This is a genomic window from Rossellomorea sp. LjRoot5 (assembly GCF_964253455.1).
Lineage (GTDB): Bacteria > Bacillota > Bacilli > Bacillales > Bacillaceae_B > Rossellomorea.
The window spans coordinates 433,649-452,500 of record NZ_CAXUQN020000001.1 but is presented as its reverse complement, the minus strand read 5'-3'; the positions used below and the strand labels follow the sequence as shown (position 1 = coordinate 452,500).

The 18,852-nt window shown below is 44.6% G+C and carries 8 protein-coding genes and 14 tRNA genes; 3 read left to right on the top strand and 19 right to left on the bottom strand.

Going from position 1 to position 18,852, the window contains the following annotated elements; genetic code table 11:
* Window positions 1-65 precede the first annotated feature (65 nt).
* The 14 genes from ACSQ2E_RS02245 to ACSQ2E_RS02180 form a co-directional block, all read right to left on the bottom strand.
* Window positions 66-139 (bottom strand) — tRNA-Met (locus ACSQ2E_RS02245).
* 31 nt (window positions 140-170) lie between these two features.
* A tRNA-Ser gene (locus ACSQ2E_RS02240) sits at window positions 171-263 on the bottom strand.
* Between the two features lie 6 nt (window positions 264-269).
* Window positions 270-343, bottom strand: a tRNA-Ile gene (locus ACSQ2E_RS02235).
* A 29-nt stretch (window positions 344-372) separates the two neighbouring features.
* A tRNA-Met gene (locus ACSQ2E_RS02230) sits at window positions 373-446 on the bottom strand.
* A 67-nt stretch (window positions 447-513) separates the two neighbouring features.
* Window positions 514-589, bottom strand: a tRNA-Ala gene (locus ACSQ2E_RS02225).
* An 8-nt stretch (window positions 590-597) separates the two neighbouring features.
* Window positions 598-674: transfer RNA gene (locus ACSQ2E_RS02220), tRNA-Pro, on the bottom strand.
* 5 nt (window positions 675-679) lie between these two features.
* Window positions 680-756 (bottom strand) — tRNA-Arg (locus ACSQ2E_RS02215).
* A gap of 93 nt (window positions 757-849) precedes the next feature.
* Window positions 850-938 (bottom strand) — tRNA-Leu (locus ACSQ2E_RS02210).
* Window positions 939-943: 5 nt separating this feature from the next.
* Window positions 944-1,018 (bottom strand) — tRNA-Gly (locus ACSQ2E_RS02205).
* Between the two features lie 8 nt (window positions 1,019-1,026).
* Window positions 1,027-1,111, bottom strand: a tRNA-Leu gene (locus ACSQ2E_RS02200).
* A 54-nt stretch (window positions 1,112-1,165) separates the two neighbouring features.
* Window positions 1,166-1,241, bottom strand: a tRNA-Lys gene (locus ACSQ2E_RS02195).
* Window positions 1,242-1,263: 22 nt separating this feature from the next.
* Window positions 1,264-1,339 (bottom strand) — tRNA-Thr (locus ACSQ2E_RS02190).
* An 87-nt stretch (window positions 1,340-1,426) separates the two neighbouring features.
* Window positions 1,427-1,502 (bottom strand) — tRNA-Val (locus ACSQ2E_RS02185).
* Window positions 1,503-1,536: 34 nt separating this feature from the next.
* Window positions 1,537-1,611 (bottom strand) — tRNA-Glu (locus ACSQ2E_RS02180).
* A gap of 987 nt (window positions 1,612-2,598) precedes the next feature.
* Between ACSQ2E_RS02180 and ACSQ2E_RS02175 the strand changes: the two genes are divergently transcribed.
* Window positions 2,599-3,417, top strand: coding sequence for a hypothetical protein (locus ACSQ2E_RS02175; RefSeq protein WP_435989162.1), 819 nt, complete (start codon window positions 2,599-2,601; stop codon window positions 3,415-3,417).
* Window positions 3,418-3,681: 264 nt separating this feature from the next.
* On the opposite strand, the gene ACSQ2E_RS02170 is transcribed toward ACSQ2E_RS02175, so the two are convergent.
* Window positions 3,682-5,751, bottom strand: a complete 2,070-nt coding sequence (locus ACSQ2E_RS02170) for a class I SAM-dependent methyltransferase (protein WP_435989161.1) — start codon at window positions 5,749-5,751, stop codon at window positions 3,682-3,684.
* Between the two features lie 109 nt (window positions 5,752-5,860).
* On the opposite strand from ACSQ2E_RS02170, the gene ACSQ2E_RS02165 reads away from it, so the two are divergent.
* Window positions 5,861-6,223 (top strand): DUF948 domain-containing protein, encoded by a 363-nt coding sequence (locus ACSQ2E_RS02165; protein WP_435989160.1) that lies wholly within the window; start codon window positions 5,861-5,863, stop codon window positions 6,221-6,223.
* A gap of 43 nt (window positions 6,224-6,266) precedes the next feature.
* On the opposite strand, the gene ACSQ2E_RS02160 is transcribed toward ACSQ2E_RS02165, so the two are convergent.
* A complete protein-coding gene (locus ACSQ2E_RS02160) occupies window positions 6,267-6,581 on the bottom strand; it encodes a DUF5658 family protein (protein ID WP_435989159.1) in 315 nt (104 codons plus the stop codon).
* Between the two features lie 223 nt (window positions 6,582-6,804).
* Complete coding sequence (locus tag ACSQ2E_RS02155; RefSeq protein ID WP_435989158.1) at window positions 6,805-12,378, bottom strand: pullulanase; 5,574 nt, start codon at window positions 12,376-12,378, stop codon at window positions 6,805-6,807.
* A 298-nt stretch (window positions 12,379-12,676) separates the two neighbouring features.
* On the opposite strand from ACSQ2E_RS02155, the gene ACSQ2E_RS02150 reads away from it, so the two are divergent.
* Window positions 12,677-14,797 carry a GDYXXLXY domain-containing protein gene (locus tag ACSQ2E_RS02150; RefSeq protein ID WP_435989157.1) on the top strand — a complete coding sequence of 707 codons (2,121 nt, stop codon included), beginning with the start codon at window positions 12,677-12,679 and terminating at the stop codon, window positions 14,795-14,797.
* A gap of 123 nt (window positions 14,798-14,920) precedes the next feature.
* Here the strand turns inward: ACSQ2E_RS02150 and ACSQ2E_RS02145 are convergent, their stop codons facing one another.
* Entirely contained in the window at window positions 14,921-16,444 is a 1,524-nt protein-coding gene (locus ACSQ2E_RS02145; protein WP_435989156.1) for a YifB family Mg chelatase-like AAA ATPase, read from the bottom strand.
* A gap of 291 nt (window positions 16,445-16,735) precedes the next feature.
* A complete protein-coding gene (locus ACSQ2E_RS02140) occupies window positions 16,736-18,847 on the bottom strand; it encodes an SA1320 family protein (RefSeq protein WP_435989155.1) in 2,112 nt (703 codons plus the stop codon).
* Window positions 18,848-18,852 lie beyond the last annotated feature (5 nt).

The following is an 18,852-nucleotide window of genomic DNA, read 5'->3' as shown; positions in this document are numbered from 1 at the left end:
GACTATCCATACGTGACTCATGAAAGATTAACGATAACCTTTTATAAAACAAGTCAAAAATGGTATTGCGGGGACAGGATTTGAACCTGCGACCTTCGGGTTATGAGCCCGACGAGCTACCGAACTGCTCCACCCCGCGACGATAACAATGTTTTATTCTAAAGAGATTATGGAGGAGGAAGGGGGATTCGAACCCCCGCGGGCTGTTACACCCCTGTCGGTTTTCAAGACCGATCCCTTCAGCCGGACTTGGGTATTCCTCCGTATAATGGACCCTGTAGGACTCGAACCTACGACCGGACGGTTATGAGCCGTCTGCTCTAACCAACTGAGCTAAGGGTCCTTATAAATCGTACGTTATGTATTAAGTAATAGCGGCGGAGGGGATCGAACCCCCGACCTCACGGGTATGAACCGTACGCTCTAGCCAGCTGAGCTACACCGCCACGAATCTAATATGCTCTTGGTTTTCCGTGAAACCAATGAAGTTTATTTTACTCCCGTAAAAAAACTTGGTGGAGCCTAGCGGGATCGAACCGCTGACCTCCTGCGTGCAAAGCAGGCGCTCTCCCAGCTGAGCTAAGGCCCCAAAAGAAGTGGTCGGGAAGACAGGATTCGAACCTGCGACCCCTTGGTCCCAAACCAAGTGCTCTACCAAGCTGAGCTACTTCCCGATATATGGCGCGCCCGAGAGGAGTCGAACCCCTAACCTTTTGATCCGTAGTCAAACACTCTATCCAATTGAGCTACGGGCGCAAAATGAATTCTAGTTTTTTCAATAAGTAACGTAAGGATAGATATTTTGCTAGCGCAAATTAATGATAGTTATTTTGCTTTCGCAAAAAACTTTGGTGCCGAGGACCGGAATCGAACCGGTACGGTAGTCACCTACCGCAGGATTTTAAGTCCTGTGCGTCTGCCAGTTCCGCCACCCCGGCTTGTTTGGAGCGGAAGACGGGATTCGAACCCGCGACCCCCACCTTGGCAAGGTGGTGTTCTACCACTGAACTACTTCCGCGCTAGTATTGGTGCGGGTGAAGGGACTTGAACCCCCACGCCTTGCGGCGCCAGATCCTAAGTCTGGTGCGTCTGCCAATTCCGCCACACCCGCATGAATATGAGTTATCACTCATATGGTGAGATATTTTGCTATCGCAAAAATCTTTGGTGAGCCATGAAGGATTCGAACCTTCGACCCTCTGATTAAAAGTCAGATGCTCTACCAACTGAGCTAATGGCTCATCATATAATGAGAAAACCAAATGGTGCCGGCAAGAGGACTTGAACCCCCAACCTACTGATTACAAGTCAGTTGCTCTACCAGTTGAGCTACACCGGCGTGTATAATCTTCTATTAATTACCGCTAAACGAAAGTAATTCATCGAAGCAGTTCAAGGAAAGATATTTTGCTGGCGCAAAAATCTTTGGTGGAGGATGACGGGATCGAACCGCCGACCCTCTGCTTGTAAGGCAGATGCTCTCCCAGCTGAGCTAATCCTCCATATTAATGAGATATTATTTGTTTATTAAAAAATTGGTGACCCATACGGGATTCGAACCCGTGTTACCGCCGTGAAAGGGCGGTGTCTTAACCGCTTGACCAATGGGCCGTATAATTTGTAAGTCCTCTAAAGGACATGTATTACTATATCATCCGATTTCGCAGAAGTCAACTTCTGATTCACGAAAAAAGAATATTCTTTCAAATGCTCGTCAAAACATTTTAGTAAGCCGAAGAAGAATATACCACATCTTCAAACGACTAATCAATAGAAAAAAGCACAACCTTCAAATAAAAATAGATTGACTCTACTAATCGATAACTTCTCTATCCGTTAGGTAAGCAATTTCGGCTATACGGGACCTAATATATACTCGTTCAATAAAAAAACAGCTACAAGAGCTGCATAAGTTTGTCCCCATGATATTTGGATTTTTCACGAATTTTGTTGAATTGGCTCATATCACTAGTCGACTCAAGTTTATAGTTAAAACTGAAGAACCAAAACTTATGCCATTCTCTTTTAAAATTGCGTAACATAGAAATCCCTCCACATTATCAATTTTTACTTCCGCATGCTTAGAATAGCAAAATAGTGTAAACATAACTTTAAAACCATGTTAAGGATTGTAAACATTTGTTCCGGGTATGCGTGAGATGGACAGACTGTTATTAACCTAAGTAGAATAGGAATCTATTTTCAAATCATATTTCAGTCATTCATATTGCTTAATAGAACTCACTTGTATACTATGGAAAAAGACATTCTATTGCGAGGTATTTATTTCACATGAATATAATTACTAGTAACAACACTAAAAAATGGTTATTGGCCCTTATACTCTCACTTATTGTTTTTTTACAGTATTCGAGTAGATACTCACCCACTATTTCCGACTTGATACCAACAATTCAATCGGTATTATTTTTAGTTTTCTTCATTCTTTTTTACATCTTTTCCTTTCAAAAAAAACATATTGTGATCCGAACTTACTGGTATAGTTTATTTATTTTACTAGTTACTATCTTCAACTTCTGTCTAGTTTTGTTTTTCCCAGAAAAGCATAATATAGGGAAGCTTTCAAATAGTTTAGATATGTTGGTCATCTTTTTTAGTACTCTACTAATTATAATTAATATAAATCGTGCTATTATTTTATCGGTTTTATTTCGTTTTTACCTGGTAGCATTCGCTGTTGGAATACTTTTTTTAGGGCTAACCCTATTTGGAATAATTCGCCCCAATGAGATACTAAATGAAAATACAATTGGTTTCTTACTTGCTCCTTTCCTAATTAATTTTTTTATTACTTATAAGCAATGGCGCATTAGGATTATGACTTTCACTATTGGTTCAGTATTATTATTTATCTCTGATGCAAAGACAACCTTGATTGCTTTCGTGTTACTGCCTTTGTTCATGTTTATGCAGATCAAAGTGAAAAAACCTAGATTAATGTTTTTTTCATTAATCATCTTTGGATTGATATTGGTGTCAATTCCGACTTATATACATTCAACCGTTTTTACATCGATATTATCATACCGCGACGTATTGTGGTCCGCTTATATGAAAAGCGCATCGAAGGATATTTTCACTTTTATTTGTGGGGTGGGCAGTTGGGGGCCAGATACTATTGGTATTCCTAGATTTGAAGGATTTAAAGCACATAATACATTTATAAGCCTATTACACCTGAATGGAATAATTGCAGTTATTCTCTATATCAACTTCATCCTTTTTGGTATTAAGAAAAATTCGAATAGCTTCTCTGTGAGTGATGGTTTACTGTTTTTGACGATTACTTTCCAATTGGCAGAGTCAAATGTACCCTTATTTTCTTTTGTTTTTCCTACATTTGTATTTATGGTGAATTTATTTTTAAATCAAGATGAAAACAATCGTTCTAATTGAATACAATTGTTTTTAGAAGGCTTACTGTAAAAATCCAGTAAGCCTTCTAATGTTCTATTCATGTTCTTGCTATGCTGTTTTACATATGGACTATTTAAGAATAATATATGTGATCATTAACTCTCTTATCCCTAGAATCCATCGATAAATCAAAAACGTAATTACGTTATACATTTAATTAGAAATATTTAGATGTAACCTCTTAAAAATTAGAAAATCGTTACATCACCCCAACATGAAATACTACCCGGCGCATGTCCCGAGTTAGATTATTTTTCCAATCACAATAAAACACGTACTATCCGGAAGACGAACGGGTTTTCCGGTTTCATCGGTAAGCTCGATTTTCTGTTCTAAATGTTCTTCATATCCTTCTTGCAGATAATGTTCAAATTTCAGGATTTCCGCCTGGTCCCCGAGCGTCGCCTGGATAAATTCCCGAAAGGCAGATGGGGTGAAATATCCGAATTGTTCCTGTACTTCATGGGGGTAAGCTTCTTCTCCCCACGTATACGTATAGAGAAATTCCATCGCATCGTTTACTTTGAGAAGGACGGCATCGTCTCCCGCTGAACGATAAGTGATCGACCTCCCCTTGAAGTCCCCGACGTACCTCTTGAAGAAGGAAAGGCCGTGTGCGTCTTTAAAGCGAATGATCCGTTTCTCTTCCACTGGCTCTGTCATGATGCCGTCCCGGATGATGATCCTTCCTTTTGGCCTGAGAGCTTTAAGGGAACTCTTTAAGGTTTGGGCAATGACCCCATGATTGAACTTTTCACCTTCGTACGGGATGTAGGAGAACATCTCATGGAGGATCGACGAGAATACGATCGTGTCGGCCCCTGCCTCCCCGATGTAGTTTTCAAGCTTTAGGGCATCCCCCTGCATGACTTCCCAAGGGGCACTTTCCCTTTGCTTCTTCCGTTTCAGTTCCTCCACCACATTGACGGCAATGTCAATTCCGATGACGGTGGCCCCGGGGTGGTGACGGGTCAACAGGTCCAGCATGACCCCACCCCCCGGACCGATATCAACCATTGTCTTTCCTACAGCGTAATCTGAAATCTTTTTCTTGAAGTCCTGCGAGCTGTTCATATCACTTAGGTAGGTTTGTTCATTGTTCAGCCTGTCGTAAGCATCCTTCCTGAAGTTGAACAGGTCATATAACAGGACGATGGCCCGATCATAAAGAGGTGATTTTTCAGCTTCCTGGCAGAATTCAATCAGCTTCTCCCCTGCCCGTGAAAAAGAAAACCCGACACTCGCCATTTCTTCCTGTTCATGAAAGGGCACTGCCCTCAACTGCACATGCTCATTTGCTGGATGTTTCCCATGGACGATTTCTTCAATTGTGCACTCGTCAAGATATGATTCTATGATTCTTTTTTTATAGACATTGACGGTCTTTCGGCCTTTATAGTCGTAATACAGTTCCTTCATCATGGGCTCAAAGGAAAGCTGTTCCAAGGCACCCTCCCGTACCTGTCTTTCAATGAGCAGAAAGATCTTGATAAATTCTTCAAATGTAAAATCCGTAAGGGACGCTTCTACATACCACATATCCGTTTTCTTAAAAAAACGTACCAGAAGCTTTTCTGCACAGGGATTGGAACTCAGCCATTCATCGTATACAGCGTCCAAGTTTTCCCCACGCAATGAAGCAAGATTCCGCAGCCTTCGAAGTCTTTCTTGAAACGTTTGCTCTTTGGACATTTCCCCGTCACAAATCCAGCGGTTCACTTCTTCCATTTCCTTTTGAACCGAACTCCAAATCTCAGGGGGTACTCCCGCTACAATACATTGATTCAGTGTATACAGAAGGTGAAACATTTCTGGTGTGGCCACTTTTATCAGAGGCTTCATGGATGAGTACCTGACTTCACCCCGTATGTATTGACCGGCGAGACCGTGTGTCAGGATCAGCACGTATAGCAGCTCCTCCCGCTCACGATTACGTTTTGATTCAGGTAGTTTTTCCATTTCCGAGGCATAAATTTGGGCCGACCCAATATTATGAATGGCGAGGTGAAAGCCACGATCAAGCCACTCTCTCCGTTGATGGGGAAGGCCGCACTTAGCCGTTTCGCTCCACATGAGGACTTCTTCCACTAACCCTTTCTCTTCTTGGGGCAGACCTAACCCGTCCAGTACTTGGAGTGTTCTTTCTACGTATTCCAGGACCGGATTTTGTGCCATCTGTTCAAGCGATTCGACTTGCTCAAGGTTCACATTCTTCTCTTTCGTAAGAGAAAGGTATTTGAGCCACGTATGTTCCCGCAGTATGAGTGTATTTCCTGATTTAAGCTCGGCGATTGCACGCAAGGATGAAAGCATCTTTTTCGCTCCCTCTTTCTAGTTATTTATTCATCATACCTCACTCTGGGAGGGAATGTCTGAATTTCCTTTTTCATAGACTTAATGTAAAGGAAGGGAGCTGGTCTCAATGCTTGAGTGGAGCGCGGCTATCGCAGCCGTTGCATTTACGATTCTCGTTGCTTATTTGATTTTGACATTAAGACGAGTCATGAACACGCTGGACGAAACGAAAAAGACGCTGTCTGACACGAGGAACGCCGTAAACGGCATTACTGAGGAAGCAGAAGAACTGATTCATACCGCCAACCAGATTTCTGTTGATGTAAAAGGAAAGATGAAAGCCGTTGATCCGTTGGTGGAAAGTGCACATGATGTCGGGGACATGATCCAGAGTGTGACAAGCTCCGTGAAAAGAGCAGCATCGCAAAACCACACTCCGAAGACCATCCACACTCAGGAAAGCAAACCGGTGCAGATTAAATTGAAGTAATTGGAAAAGGGGCTGAAACGGCCTCTTTTATTTTTGTCCATTCTCAAGCAAGTCCACCTGCTACCTCCAACAGCCAGTACCCATGCATGAGAAAAACACAGCTGTAGGACACTGCCGCAAAGACTGACACGAGAAGCAACACTCTTGACGACCGTTTATCCGTTTTAAGATGAAAAAGAAGGAACAGCAAAACGAACGAGAGACCGACCTTCAACAGTAGAAACAACCAAGGGGCCGTGAGATAAAGGGTATGCATGAGGGGATTGGATTCTGATATATAATGAAAGTGCAAACCATACATCGTGACGAATGCGTCTACGAGGTTGAGGAGTAAGATATAAAGCAGCAGGTACCTCATCAATCGATTCTCCTATTCGTTATTTATGATGGCTATATCCTATCATACCACAATATTCTCTATAACGATTTTTATTTGTTCTCAATAAAGAAATTAAACAAACGTTTGTTTAATTATTATTAAGCTAGTATTCATGCGAAAAGACAAGCTATTCAAACGTTTGTTTAAATTTCCGCAAAAAAAATCCCAACCCTACGAATAAGGTTGGGATTCCATGATTCTATCAATGTTTCTTTTTCTTTTTCCCTTTCCCTTTCTCATCCACTTTGATCACAACAGTAGTCAAAGGATCCAGGGTCAATGTGTCGTCGCTCATGCTGAAGCCTGATTTCTTTGAAACAGGATGTGTCCCCGCTTCATCGTTATCCACGACCACTTTTCCTTTCGAGAAGTCATAGTCTCCGATAGACAGCGTCCTTGCTTCGTCATCCGCATTTACAAATACATAATAGTCACCCGTATCATCCGTCGATACGTTTTTATACGCAAGCAGTAGGTCCGTATCAGCGATTTCAGGGATATCCATCAGGGAAACATTTTGATCGACCAGTTCTTTGTCGCCGAGTCGGAACGCATTGGTGGATCTTCTCAGCTTGATCAATCCTTCTGTGTATTCCCTTGTGGTTGTGTTGATTTTGTATTTCTTCTTGTTCGTTGCTTTTTCCCAGTCAAACATGTTGATGGCGTCGGATGAATCGTATGAGTCGTGGATGAAGTAACCGAATGGGTCTCCATTTTCGTCCTCTAATTCATGATATTTCTGTTCCGGTACGCCTTCGCCCATCCACTGCTTGGTCCGCCCGTATTCCTGGCCGGCGTGAAGGAAAGCCGTTCCCTGGGATGTCAGGATCATGGAGTTGCCGAGTCTGATCCGTTTATGGATTTCCAGGTTGTTCTCCGGTATGGCCGGATCTTTCTTGATCGATTGGGCAATCACATCGTACAGCGGCAGATTATCATGGGCTGCGATGTATTGGACCATATCGCCAGGATCATCGTCAGCAGTGTTACCCGGCTGGCCTTTGATGTTGTTGAAAATGGTATTGATATCACGTGCGCCGCCAGTTAAGAAGCGCGGCTCACCTTCTGAACCGAATCCCGATTTTAACTCATTACGGATTTCGTCCGAGAACACGCCCACGTCGTCGGTTTTATCCATCCAGTCCTGGTCGGCTCCCATTCCTTTTAATGAAGGATCCGAAAGTTGACCGGCGAATGTTCTCCAGCCTTCCCCTATGAACAGGGCGTCCGGGTTGATTTCAGCTGCTGCGTCATATGCTTTCTGGATCGCAGGATAGCTTGCGTCCCCCATCATATCGAAGCGCATGCCGTCGATTTTGTATTCGTCGAACCAGTATTTCACGGAATCCACCATCAGCTTCTCAGCCATCACATGGTTGGTGGCGAGGTTATTCCCGAAGCCTCCGAGGAAGTTCCCCTGCTCATCCTGGAACGCATAATAGTTCGGCACGATATCGTTCAGTGTGCTCGTTTTGGCCATATGGGTGTAGACGACGTCGAGGACGACTCCCATGCCTTTATCATGAATCGCATCAATCAATCGCTTCGTTTCTTCGATGCGCAGCTGTGGATCGGTGGGATCCTCCGAATACGCACCGTCCGGGGAGAAGTAGCTGTGAGGATCATAGCCCCAGTTGTACTCGTTGCCTCCCGCAGAATACTCAAGCTCCCGTTCACCCATCTTCGTTTCATCACCGTAATACCAGGCCATGATCGGAAGCAGCTGGACGTGGGTCACACCCATTGATTTGATGTAATCAAGCTTTTTGATGAAGGCGTCATACGTGCCCCATCTTTCCTTTTTCAAATCCTTCTCGATGGACGGGTCGGACGTGAAGTCACGGACATGGATCTCATAGATGACCGCATCCTCCCGTTTTTCATAACCATCGATGGAGGCATGAGTGAAGTTCTTAGGGTCCGTCCCCTTCAAGTCGACGATCGCCGCTTTTCCGACGTTATCGCCGTCAGGGCCTGCTTCACCCTCTGTGTTGACGGTGAAGGCTGCCATGGATTTGGCGTACGGATCGAGTACTTTTTTCGTTACACCGTCATTAGTGACTTCGTATTGATAGTAGAACCCTTTCAAATCCTTCACTTTTAACTCTTTCGCTTTTACGTCTGCCAACCAGACGCCTTGTTCACCAAGAGTTAATTCCACGCTGCCGATCTTCGTTGCAGCATCTTTTTTATCATAGAAATTCGCCACCACTTTACTTGCTTTCGGTGCCCACAGTTTTAACGTGGCATTTCCTTTTTTGTATGTGGCACCAAGGTCATCCCCATCGTAAGCATACTTGTTATCAAGCAGTCGCCATCCGGCTTCTGCAGAAACGGTCCTCCCCGAGTAGGTGATGGAGAGTGGCAGTTTATCCAACCCGAAGTCAGCTTTCACTTCCACTGTTTTGTCTCCCGTGACCTTGGCGCTGTTTACTTTCACATCGGAGCCATCGCTATCTTTGATGGCTAAGCCTAAAAGCAATGCGTCTTCCGTCAATCCATCCGTCATCGTAAAGTTCAGGCGGATCGTGTCATCCGAAATGACTTCAGATGAAACGAGTCCCGTCGCCACATCTCCATGTGGGGAAATGTAGACGGTATCTTCGCCCTGCTTAACCCAAAGTTGATCATACTTATCAAGCAGGTTGAAGGTTTTATCTCCTCCGTCCTTCTCACCGGTTGCCTCATTCAATACAAGGAAGCCGATCTGCTTGGCATCTTCATTCAATTCAACGTCTACATACGCGCCATATCGATCCTTTTTTGAAAAATCCAGAGCGCCTGTCGGCCAGTCTGCTGTAGGAGATTTCACATCTCCCCACGTCCATAGACCGAAGTTTTCATAATTCCCGTCTTCACGGTCATAGCGGATGCGCACCGTGTTTTCCGGCAGATCAACCGGCTCGTACGTATACACCTTATCCGATCCCTGTTCGATCCAGATTTCATTCACGTCAGGATTTGTGATGGAGAAGGTCTTGTCTCCGCTGTCTTTACCCGCATCGCCTTTCGTTATATCCATGACGAGGAATCCGATGTTTTTTGCCCCTTCAGCAAGCGGCACATCAATGTATGCCCCGTAACTGTCCGTTTTCTCAAACATCGTCGCTCCTGTCGGCCAGTTAGCCGATGGGGATGCGACATCATTCCACAGCCATGCACCGAAGTTTTCGTAGTTGCCATCCGTACGGTTATAATGGATGCGGATGTTGTTTTCAGGAACAGGTTCCGCTTCTGGATCTTCTCCTCCTCCTGCTGCAGCACCTGTGATGTTTCCTCCTTCAACGGTCAGCAGTGCCGTACCTCCGTCTGCTTTAGAAGGAAGGGTCAGTGTTACTTTACCCGATTCAGTTGTAATATAGGTTTCTCCAGAATAAGCATTTGTCACGTCCGCATCAGGAGAATCAACCGTCAACGTGATCTCTTTCGCTTCGTCCGCCACGTTTAACCCGACGTATACGGAGTCGTCTTCATAGTCACGGGAGAAGAGTAGGAACTGGTCGTTGTTCGAACCGCCGACTGTATGTCTTTCACCCTTCGCGAATACATCCGAATGGGCCCCCCTGAAGTTCAGGATCTTTGTATAGTGGTCCAGCACATCATTATTCTCTACATCATCCCAGTCCAGGTCATAGCGGTTATCATACTGAGGATAGTTATTCGCTCCGCTCTGTCCCAGCTCCTCACCATAATAAATGACCGGCTGCCCTTTCGACGTCGCCTGCAGGGATGCAGCAAGCTTCAGCTTGCCTTTGTCCCCACCGAGTGAATACAGGAATCCGTCTTCATCATGGCTTCCCAGGAATTGTCCCAGCGTGGCCGTGTTATCGATCTTCCCGTTTCGGGCCGTCAGCTTATCATTGGCCGCTTTCAGATTGCCGTCCACAAACTCACGGGCGATATCCTTGAATCCGAAGTCGAGGAGGGAATCCATCATCCCCGTATCAAGGTAGCCATAGTCATTGTCAGCACTTGCGCCCCAGGCTTCACCGATCATTTTGTGCTTCGGCATTTTTTCCGTGATGGCGTTTTTGAAAGCCATCCATGTGGCGTCTTCCACATGCTTTACGGTATCGACACGGAAATAGTCGATTGTATTACCCTTATCCGTTTTCGCTTTCTCGATCCAGTCGGTCTGCCAGTCGATGATCTGCTGGCGCACTTCAGGATTTTCTGTCATCACGTCGGGAAGCCCGGCCAGTTCACCAACCACTTCGTCTGTGCCAACATTGCCCTGACGAAGGATATCGCTGTACTTTTCACGTTCGGCGTCAGTCGGATACCCGGCAGGACGCTGATCTTCAGGCAGATCGCCGTCGATTTCCTTCAACCCATAACCGGTGTGATTCAACACGACATCCACCATGATCTTGATCCCGCGGTCATGGGCCTCATCGATCAGGTTATGGAAGTCGTCCATGCTTCCGAAGTGAGGATTGAGCTCGCCGAAGTTGCTCGCCCAGTAGCCGTGGTAGCCGAAATAAGGCTCCCCCTCTTCCCCCTGTCGCACATCATACTTCACATTCTCCACAACCGGACTGATCCAGATCGTGTTCACGCCGAGCTTATCAAGGTAATCGAGTTTTTCCGTGATCCCTTTAAAGTCTCCGCCCTGATACGTTCCACGCTTACTTTTATCATAATTCAGATTGTACGGATTATCATTCGCTGTATCCCCGTTGAAGAATCGGTCCGTCAGCATGAAATAAATGATCGATTCATCCCAATCAAGGTCGGAATCACCGACAGACTGCCTTGCTTTCACTTCGATTTCAGTGCTTCCTTTATAGATGTTTCCGTAAGAGTCCACTGCTGTTAAAGGAATCGTCTTCGTTCCTGCCGTAATGTCATCATCTACAGAAAGCGTCACCTCATTTAGTGACGGATCGATTTCGAGTTTCTCCGATCCGCCTAATGAAGAAACATCAGCTGTGATTTTTTGAATTTTTAAACCATCTGTCAATCCTTCGATGTCAACATTCAAGACGGCGTTTTCATTATAGTCCACAGCTGCAGGAGCCACAGAACCCGCCACTATCAGATCGGCCTTCTGGAAATCAAGAACCGATTTGCCGTCCACCGTATTGTAAGGATCGCTCACTTCCGTCGTCACACCATCTTTTGTGACTAAAAAACTGTACTCATTTTTCCCGTTAGGAATGTTATCGTATGGCAGAACAAAACGCTCATTCTTTGGCTCATACGTCATTTCCTTCGTTTCCCCGTTGTACTTCAATTCGACTTTCTCAATCTTATCCATTTGATCATTTTTAAAAAGGTCCTTGTCACGATAGTAGAATGTCGCATTCCCTTGATCGATGACCGGTGCGGAACCGTCCGGTACGATGCGGATCTCCTCGACACCGCTTGTTATGTAGGCCTTTGTGAGGGTGTCATTCTTGTTCACCTTGATGGAACGATCGCCGAATTCCTTCTCCGCAGTATCCCAATCCTCGGTACTTCGAAGGATAAATCCGAACTGCTCCGTTTCAGGTGCGACAGCGATGTTCGCTACCGCCACTCCGTTTTCATATGAGTCGAAGTTGATTTGATCATCCTTCACCCCTGTATTCCATGCCCATATGTTCCAGCCGTCGTACGTTTCATCTTCACGCTCATACGTGAAGCGTACCGTGCGGTCACCGGAATCCGCTGCTGTCTCCGTCTCATTTCCGGCGGCAACGGCAGAAGCCGCCGGAGCGAATGGTGACCACAGACTGATCAGCATCATCAATGTCATAATCATTGAGACGTGACGCTTAGTCTTGTTTCTCATTCATGTTTTCCCCCTTAATTGGATAAGTAGAATAATAAAAAGTGCTCGTGATGATATTGTGGAAACGTTTGCACAATCGGTTAAAAAAATGTGAGGTGCCTCCCGGGGTAGTTATTTCGAACTAATGCAAACGCTTGCAATTGTCTGTCTTTTTTATTTTACAATAGTTGGGTTGTGGGTGGCTATATGACTATTGGGGGATTTTTTACTTATTGTGCTTGTTCAGTAGAACCCTCTTGCTCCTCCATATATAAGCCTATACTCTCTTGCGCTATCATATAATAGAAGGAGGGATCTTATGAAAGAGGTGAGTTTTATGAAAAAAATGGTGTCACTTACCTACTTATTCGGAGTTGTCTTCATTTTAACCAGTGCACTTTATTTTTTCGCTTCTAACTGGCAAATGTTTTCGAGGCTTGAGAAAGTGTCTTTAGCGGGGGCTTTGATTGTATTGTTCTATGGAGCCGCTTTTCTGTTGGACCGTGTTTTGAAGGGAGCCCATTTCCTTTCCAATTGGCTGTTGGTCAGCGGGGTGATATCCTTTGGCCTTTCCGTTGGGTTGCTCGGACAGCTGTACAATTCCCATGCGGACAGCTATTTATTGTTTCTTGTCTGGTCCATTCCCGCCTTGCTGTTCAGCTTGTATACACGATATGGCGGATTTTACGCATTAACCCACATCCTCATCCATTTGACGATTTACTTTTATCTGTTCCCATCCACACCGTTCGGGCACTGGACCCTCGCCCATACGTGGATTGCATTCGGAGTCAGCATCGCGAATATGATCATATTTTTCATCATCAAAAAGGGATATATCCATTCAAAAACGTTGTTTTACCTGAGTCTTGTCTCAGCCAATCTTCTCCTTATCGTCACGGCTTTTGATAACGAGTATTCCGTTTTCTTTACCCTGTTTTATATTGGCATCCTCGGAGTCGGGGTTTACCGGTATTTTAATAAGGAAACATCCATCTTTATCATTCTATCGATGTTCGGAACGGGCTTTATCATCATTAAAATGTTCGAGTTGATGGCAAGATACGTGTCCAGTCTGTTCTTCGTCGGTCTCTTACTGGCCGCCATTTTGTTATTAGTGGGAAGTGTTTTCCTTGTGAACTACTTACGAAAGCATTCCGCTTCCCGTCATTGGACAAAGACGATCTTCGTGGCGAGTGTCACGACCATCGCTTCTGTTTTCATTGTAGCGTCTGTTTTCGGTCTGCTTTCATTGTTCATGGTGGATGTCTCCATGATCACTCTATTTGTTTTGGCGACTGTATTCCTCGTCATTCCGAGTACGATAACGGGCTGGCCGTCTCCGGTAAAGTATTCGCTTATGATGACCGGCATCGTCATTGGGATGATAGCAAGTATGTTTGATGAATTTTCGTTTGTGATGTTCTTTGTTTTCGCCTTCCTGTTTCACTTTGAAAAACGGACTGTTGCAAGATTTATCTTTTACCTGCTGTTTCAATTGAATACAGCTATCTTCTTAGGGCAAACGGTGGAACTGGGTGTTCATGCCCTTCTTCTGGTGATGGTGTTCATAAATGTGGTCGCTTATCTTGCGTTGAAAAATATACAGGTCCTTCAGTATGGATCGTTTCTCAGTGGATTCATAGCCCTTTTCTCGTTAACGACGATCGATTTATCGTTTAGTCTTCATATTGGTTATTGCACTCTGTTTTTTCTGATGGCAACCTTATGCGTGTATGTTTTCAAAAAGCAGGGTCTTCAGATTTATTGGGTTTCATCCCTTGTATTCTGGTTCATGCTGATCATCCAATTGTATTATGATCTAGCCTGGAGGCTCGTTCATAAATCCGTGCTCTTTGCCGTGTTGGGCACCGTCTTTTTACTGGTGGCTGGCTACCTGGATAGGAAAGCTGGCTTTGAACAGAAATCGCACTCGATCCTTGCAGGGAAAACGCCCGGTATCCTCTTTATCATTTGTCTTCAGGGTGGATGGATCGGGTATCAGGTGTATTCCAACGAAACGCTATTGCAAAACGGGGAAACGGTCATCCTGGAACTTCAACCAGTCGATCCGAGGTCCCTCCTTCAGGGTGATTATGTGGAATTGAACTACAGTATTTCACAACTCGAGGATACCTCCATCGATGACAACGGGCCCGTCACGATTGTATTACGTAAAAACCCACAGGGCATCCATGAATATACAGGAGTTTATAAGTTTAATGGAAAATGGAATGCGCCATATGAAAAGAAGCCCGGGGACGTGCTCTTAAATGGAAAAGTGACAAGCTCGTGGGGAAACAGTGCCCAGGTCACGTATGGAATCGAACATTACTTCATCCCCGAAGGAACCGGGCTTGAGGTTCAGGGGAAGGTGAAGACTGCGGTGGTGAAGGTGAGTGATAAGAGGGATGGGATATTGGTGCGGTTGCGGGACTGAGTGTTCGTTCCCTTATTCTGATTAGCGTGAAAGAGGTTGGCTATTAGAAAGTATCTCTGCTATCAGCCAACCTCAAATATATAAAGCTTTTTTAAACTTTTGCCACCGAAAGGTAAAGTTCAACTACCGCGCGAGAAGAGGTGTGTTTCGAACACTAGGTCGTCTATGCAGCTTAACCGCTTCCCAAATATGTTGTTCTTTGACATGGTGGGAGTCATTCAAATCGGCAATGGTTCTGGCAAGGCGAATAATCTTTATCTGCGTTCGATTGCTCCAGGAGTATTTTGAGGAAAGTTTGTATAAAAAAGAAAGATGTTCTTCAAGGGAGGGGCTCCCCTTCATTAACCTTTGATAATGGACTCTTCCGTTACATATCTCTTCTTCGTATCTTTCATACTGCCGGTCCCGTGCACTATCCACGCGCTGTTGAACTATGTGGGAAGATTCATGATGATTTTGTTTATAGTCTTGCAGATTCACTGGAGACAGGTTAAGAAACAGGTCAAACCTGTCTCGAATAGGTCCTGACAGCCTGTTCTGATAGGCGACAATTTGTTTTGGAGTACATGTACAGTAGTGAGTCAGTGAACCCATATAACCGCAGGGGCAAGGATTCATGGCACCTATCATGATGAAACCTGCAGGGTAGGTGACGGTGGAGTGCACTCTGGAGATCGTGACCTTACCGCTTTCGAGGGGCTGTCTTAGCATTTCCAACGTTTTCTTCGAGAACTCCGCTATTTCATCAAGGAAGAGGACGCCTCTATGAGCTAAAGAGATCTCGCCGGGTTTTGGATGTTGGCCACCTCCAATGATGGATACTCCGGAAGCTGAATGATGAGGGTGACGGTATGGGGGGCTTGAAGAATAACGATTTATACTTGTGCTAAGCTGGTACAAACTCATGACTTCAAATTGAGCTTCTTTGGTCAGTTTAGGAAGAATGGATGGAAAGCTTTCTGCCAGCATACTCTTCCCACAGCCAGGTGGACCTATCATAAAGAGGTGATGTTCACCTGCCGCTGCAATTTCCAGTGCATGCTTTGCATGAGAGTGTCCGATAATCTGGTTGAAATTGATGGGTGTGAAAGGATCCTCCTTCTTTTCATATCCCTTTGGAACAATCGGTAGGATGCTTTTGCCCGAGAGATGCCCGATAACATCCCGCAAAGAGGACACGTATACGATTTCTAAGTCTTCTATTTTCAGAGGCGGCAGTTCAGGATCAACAGGCATGTAGATTTTCCTGATTCCTATCTTCTTGGCTGCCAACACAGCTGGAAGCATTCCCTCCACTGTTTGTAAGTGGCCATCCAAGGACAATGCACCCAAGAAAGCAGTTGATTCGGGACATTGACAGGTGATTTCATTCATGCTCATGAGAATCCCAAGAGCCATTGAAAGATCATAAAGAGGACCTGTCTTTTTTAACTCGGATGGCGACAAGTTAATGATAATTCTCTGATTCAGAAGGGGATAGCCCATGGAGTGAAGTGCTGCCGTAATCCGCTCTTTTGATTCTTTCAGTGAAGCATCAGGCAATCCGACAGTAACAAATGCCTTTGTCCCCTGCATGGACCTTACTTCTACACTCACCTTATAGCCTTCTAAGCCTTTTAAACCAATACTAGTTACTTTACTGATCATGGATGTTCCTCCTATTTCCCTTAATAGGATTGATAACGGATCGAAATTTGCTTTTGAAAAAAGAAATGGGGTGGATTGTTTATAAAGGTGGAAAGTTGCGGATAAATGGATCACGCGACTAAAAAAGGATACATAAAGTAGATTTCATCGAAGGAGCGGAAAAAAAAAGCGCATATAGGAACGTGTGTTCTATTTTTATATTACTGTAATTGTTTAATGGTGTCAATATATTCAAAAATTGTTCTTCACCTTATTTTCTCAAAAAAAATAGGAACAAGTAAGCACCTGTCCCTATAATGTGACACGATCCACTTGTTCACGCAGTAGGATCATGTTGTCTTTCAGTCTCTTTGAAATTTCGCACAGAGCTTGAACGGATTTTCCTTTATGATGGCTAAGCTGGTAGACGATATCGTCAAAGAGCAGTTCCATCTCTTCATGGATGGCCATGGCCGATACGTTGTAAAGGTGGATATTGGCGTAGTCCGTTGAGTCAAAGATGGCAGCGTCGATATAGGGCTTGAAGCTCTCCAGTAAAGCAGGGAATCCGATGGTCAATCTGGTTAATCCATCCCTGAGACCTTCAATGGTTCCAGCCAGTTCATCGATTGGCTCCAATGCGGAAGATACGTATGAGCGGATTTTGTCATCGAAGTCAGAGAAGATACTGATGATTTTTCCAGGCACCGTGCCGCTTAACGCGATGTTCATGGCGCCTTTGATTTGAGCCGAAATCACTTCAAGGGTATTCTCAATGGCGAACGCAAGTCCGGTCAAACCACCCAGTAGCGGAAGCAGCAATCGATGGGAAACACCCTTAAAACCTTCAAAGGACCCTTCTAATATGACTTCTTTCACCTTCATTCCAATAAGCATATGATCAGACGCTTCCAGTACATACTCGTTTTTCTTCGGCATCACAACAGTATGTTGAACGGTTGCCCCAGATGATATGCTGACACTTAAGGAGGCATCCCGCTCACCAAAGTTCGTTCCCAATTTTTCAACCTGATCTTGAAACTCTGCAATATTACTATTAAGCTTCGCAGTATTATAGTCGATAATTTTATAGTGTGCGAGCATGTCGTTTACAAGAAGATCCTCAAGCGTCTCTTTCCCACCGCTGAAAAGCTCCGGGATTTCTTTATGAAGGATGTTCTGAAGGAAACCGGTAAGATTTGTAATCTCCCCTTTGAACTCGAGCAGCTGACTCCGTGCCTGCCCGAAAATGCTTTCTACACTGATGCTTCTATTGAATAAGTGTTCCACCAATTCGACAGGCGGGGAATTTAACACTCCATTGAGTGATCGGCTCGCATTTTCGGCCATATTAACAAGGGAAATAAGGTAATCGATTTCTGAGGTCAACCGGTGACTGGTTGTCGTGATGCCGATGAATAAAGGGTTACCAATCAGGGTTTCAAATGAATCTTCAAAGATCATCTGAAGGCGGCTCAATCGCTCTGAATACCGATCACCTTCATGCTGGGCTATCTCTTCTGAGTGAGTTAAGTATTCCTGAGCTTGTCTTAACCTTGTCAACACATCCCCTCCCATGGCTTCAGCCAACAGATTGAGGTTGTCACGATTGATTTCGATTCTATCTGAGTGTCCGCCATAAAGGGGTTCGCCTGTCCAGATGCTTGTCATGATGTGGGCATCGGCTTCGTCGTAGATATAGCCATGCCCTGGTGAATCCGGCTGACCAATTTCATACTTTCCTCCTTCATTATATCCAGTGTGGTTATTTTTTAGGATGTTAAATCCCTCACCGATTTCTGGTATACCCGTTGAAATATCATACCTTTTGCCAGGAATGCGTGAATCCAGATTCAGGGCAATGAGCGTGCCGGTCAGGACATCATAGTTGGTGAAGTAGTTGGTGATGTTGTCGTAGCTTTTGTTTGGATCTGCCATACCTTTTGGAAGAAGTGCAGCGTTAAGCGTAACGGATTTTACTTCAGGATGTACAATGGCCACTGAATTGGCCAAAGGTCCACCTAATGAATTCCCCGTAACGGATTTCACACCTCCCAAAGATTCATATTTTTTGTTCATCTTATTATAGTACTCCTGAGCTGCCTCCAATTGGGGAAGTGTAAGGTCACTTAGTAGTTGAGCGTCGGTTAGGAGATCTTGTTTTCCATTTTCAGCCGCTGCGTCTGTGCCTACGTAAACAATTGATACTTCATCTGTATCTGTATTTACTACTGTTAGGGAATCAAGGCCAGTTGGGTCACCATAGTGGGTATCCACCACTATAAACTCAACATCATTTACATACAATTCAGTATCTCTCTTAGGTTTTTTGTAAGCTTCTTGACCTGCTAATTGTACTAAGTTTTTATCATCACTATAGACGATAGACTTTGTTTTATCCCTAGTAATTTGTTGACTGGTCATTTATT

Bases quoted from the DNA above. Each gene is read 5' to 3' on its own strand.
- ACSQ2E_RS02140 (WP_435989155.1), bottom strand. From the start codon at position 18,847: ATGACCAGTCAACAAATTACTAGGGATAAAACAAAGTCTATCGTCTAT.
- ACSQ2E_RS02150 (WP_435989157.1), top strand. From the start codon at position 12,677: ATGAAAGAGGTGAGTTTTATGAAAAAAATGGTGTCACTTACCTACTTA.
- ACSQ2E_RS02175 (WP_435989162.1), top strand. From the start codon at position 2,599: ATGTTGGTCATCTTTTTTAGTACTCTACTAATTATAATTAATATAAAT.
- ACSQ2E_RS02155 (WP_435989158.1), bottom strand. From the start codon at position 12,378: ATGAGAAACAAGACTAAGCGTCACGTCTCAATGATTATGACATTGATG.
- ACSQ2E_RS02170 (WP_435989161.1), bottom strand. From the start codon at position 5,751: ATGCTTTCATCCTTGCGTGCAATCGCCGAGCTTAAATCAGGAAATACA.
- ACSQ2E_RS02145 (WP_435989156.1), bottom strand. From the start codon at position 16,444: ATGATCAGTAAAGTAACTAGTATTGGTTTAAAAGGCTTAGAAGGCTAT.
- ACSQ2E_RS02160 (WP_435989159.1), bottom strand. From the start codon at position 6,581: ATGAGGTACCTGCTGCTTTATATCTTACTCCTCAACCTCGTAGACGCA.
- ACSQ2E_RS02165 (WP_435989160.1), top strand. From the start codon at position 5,861: ATGCTTGAGTGGAGCGCGGCTATCGCAGCCGTTGCATTTACGATTCTC.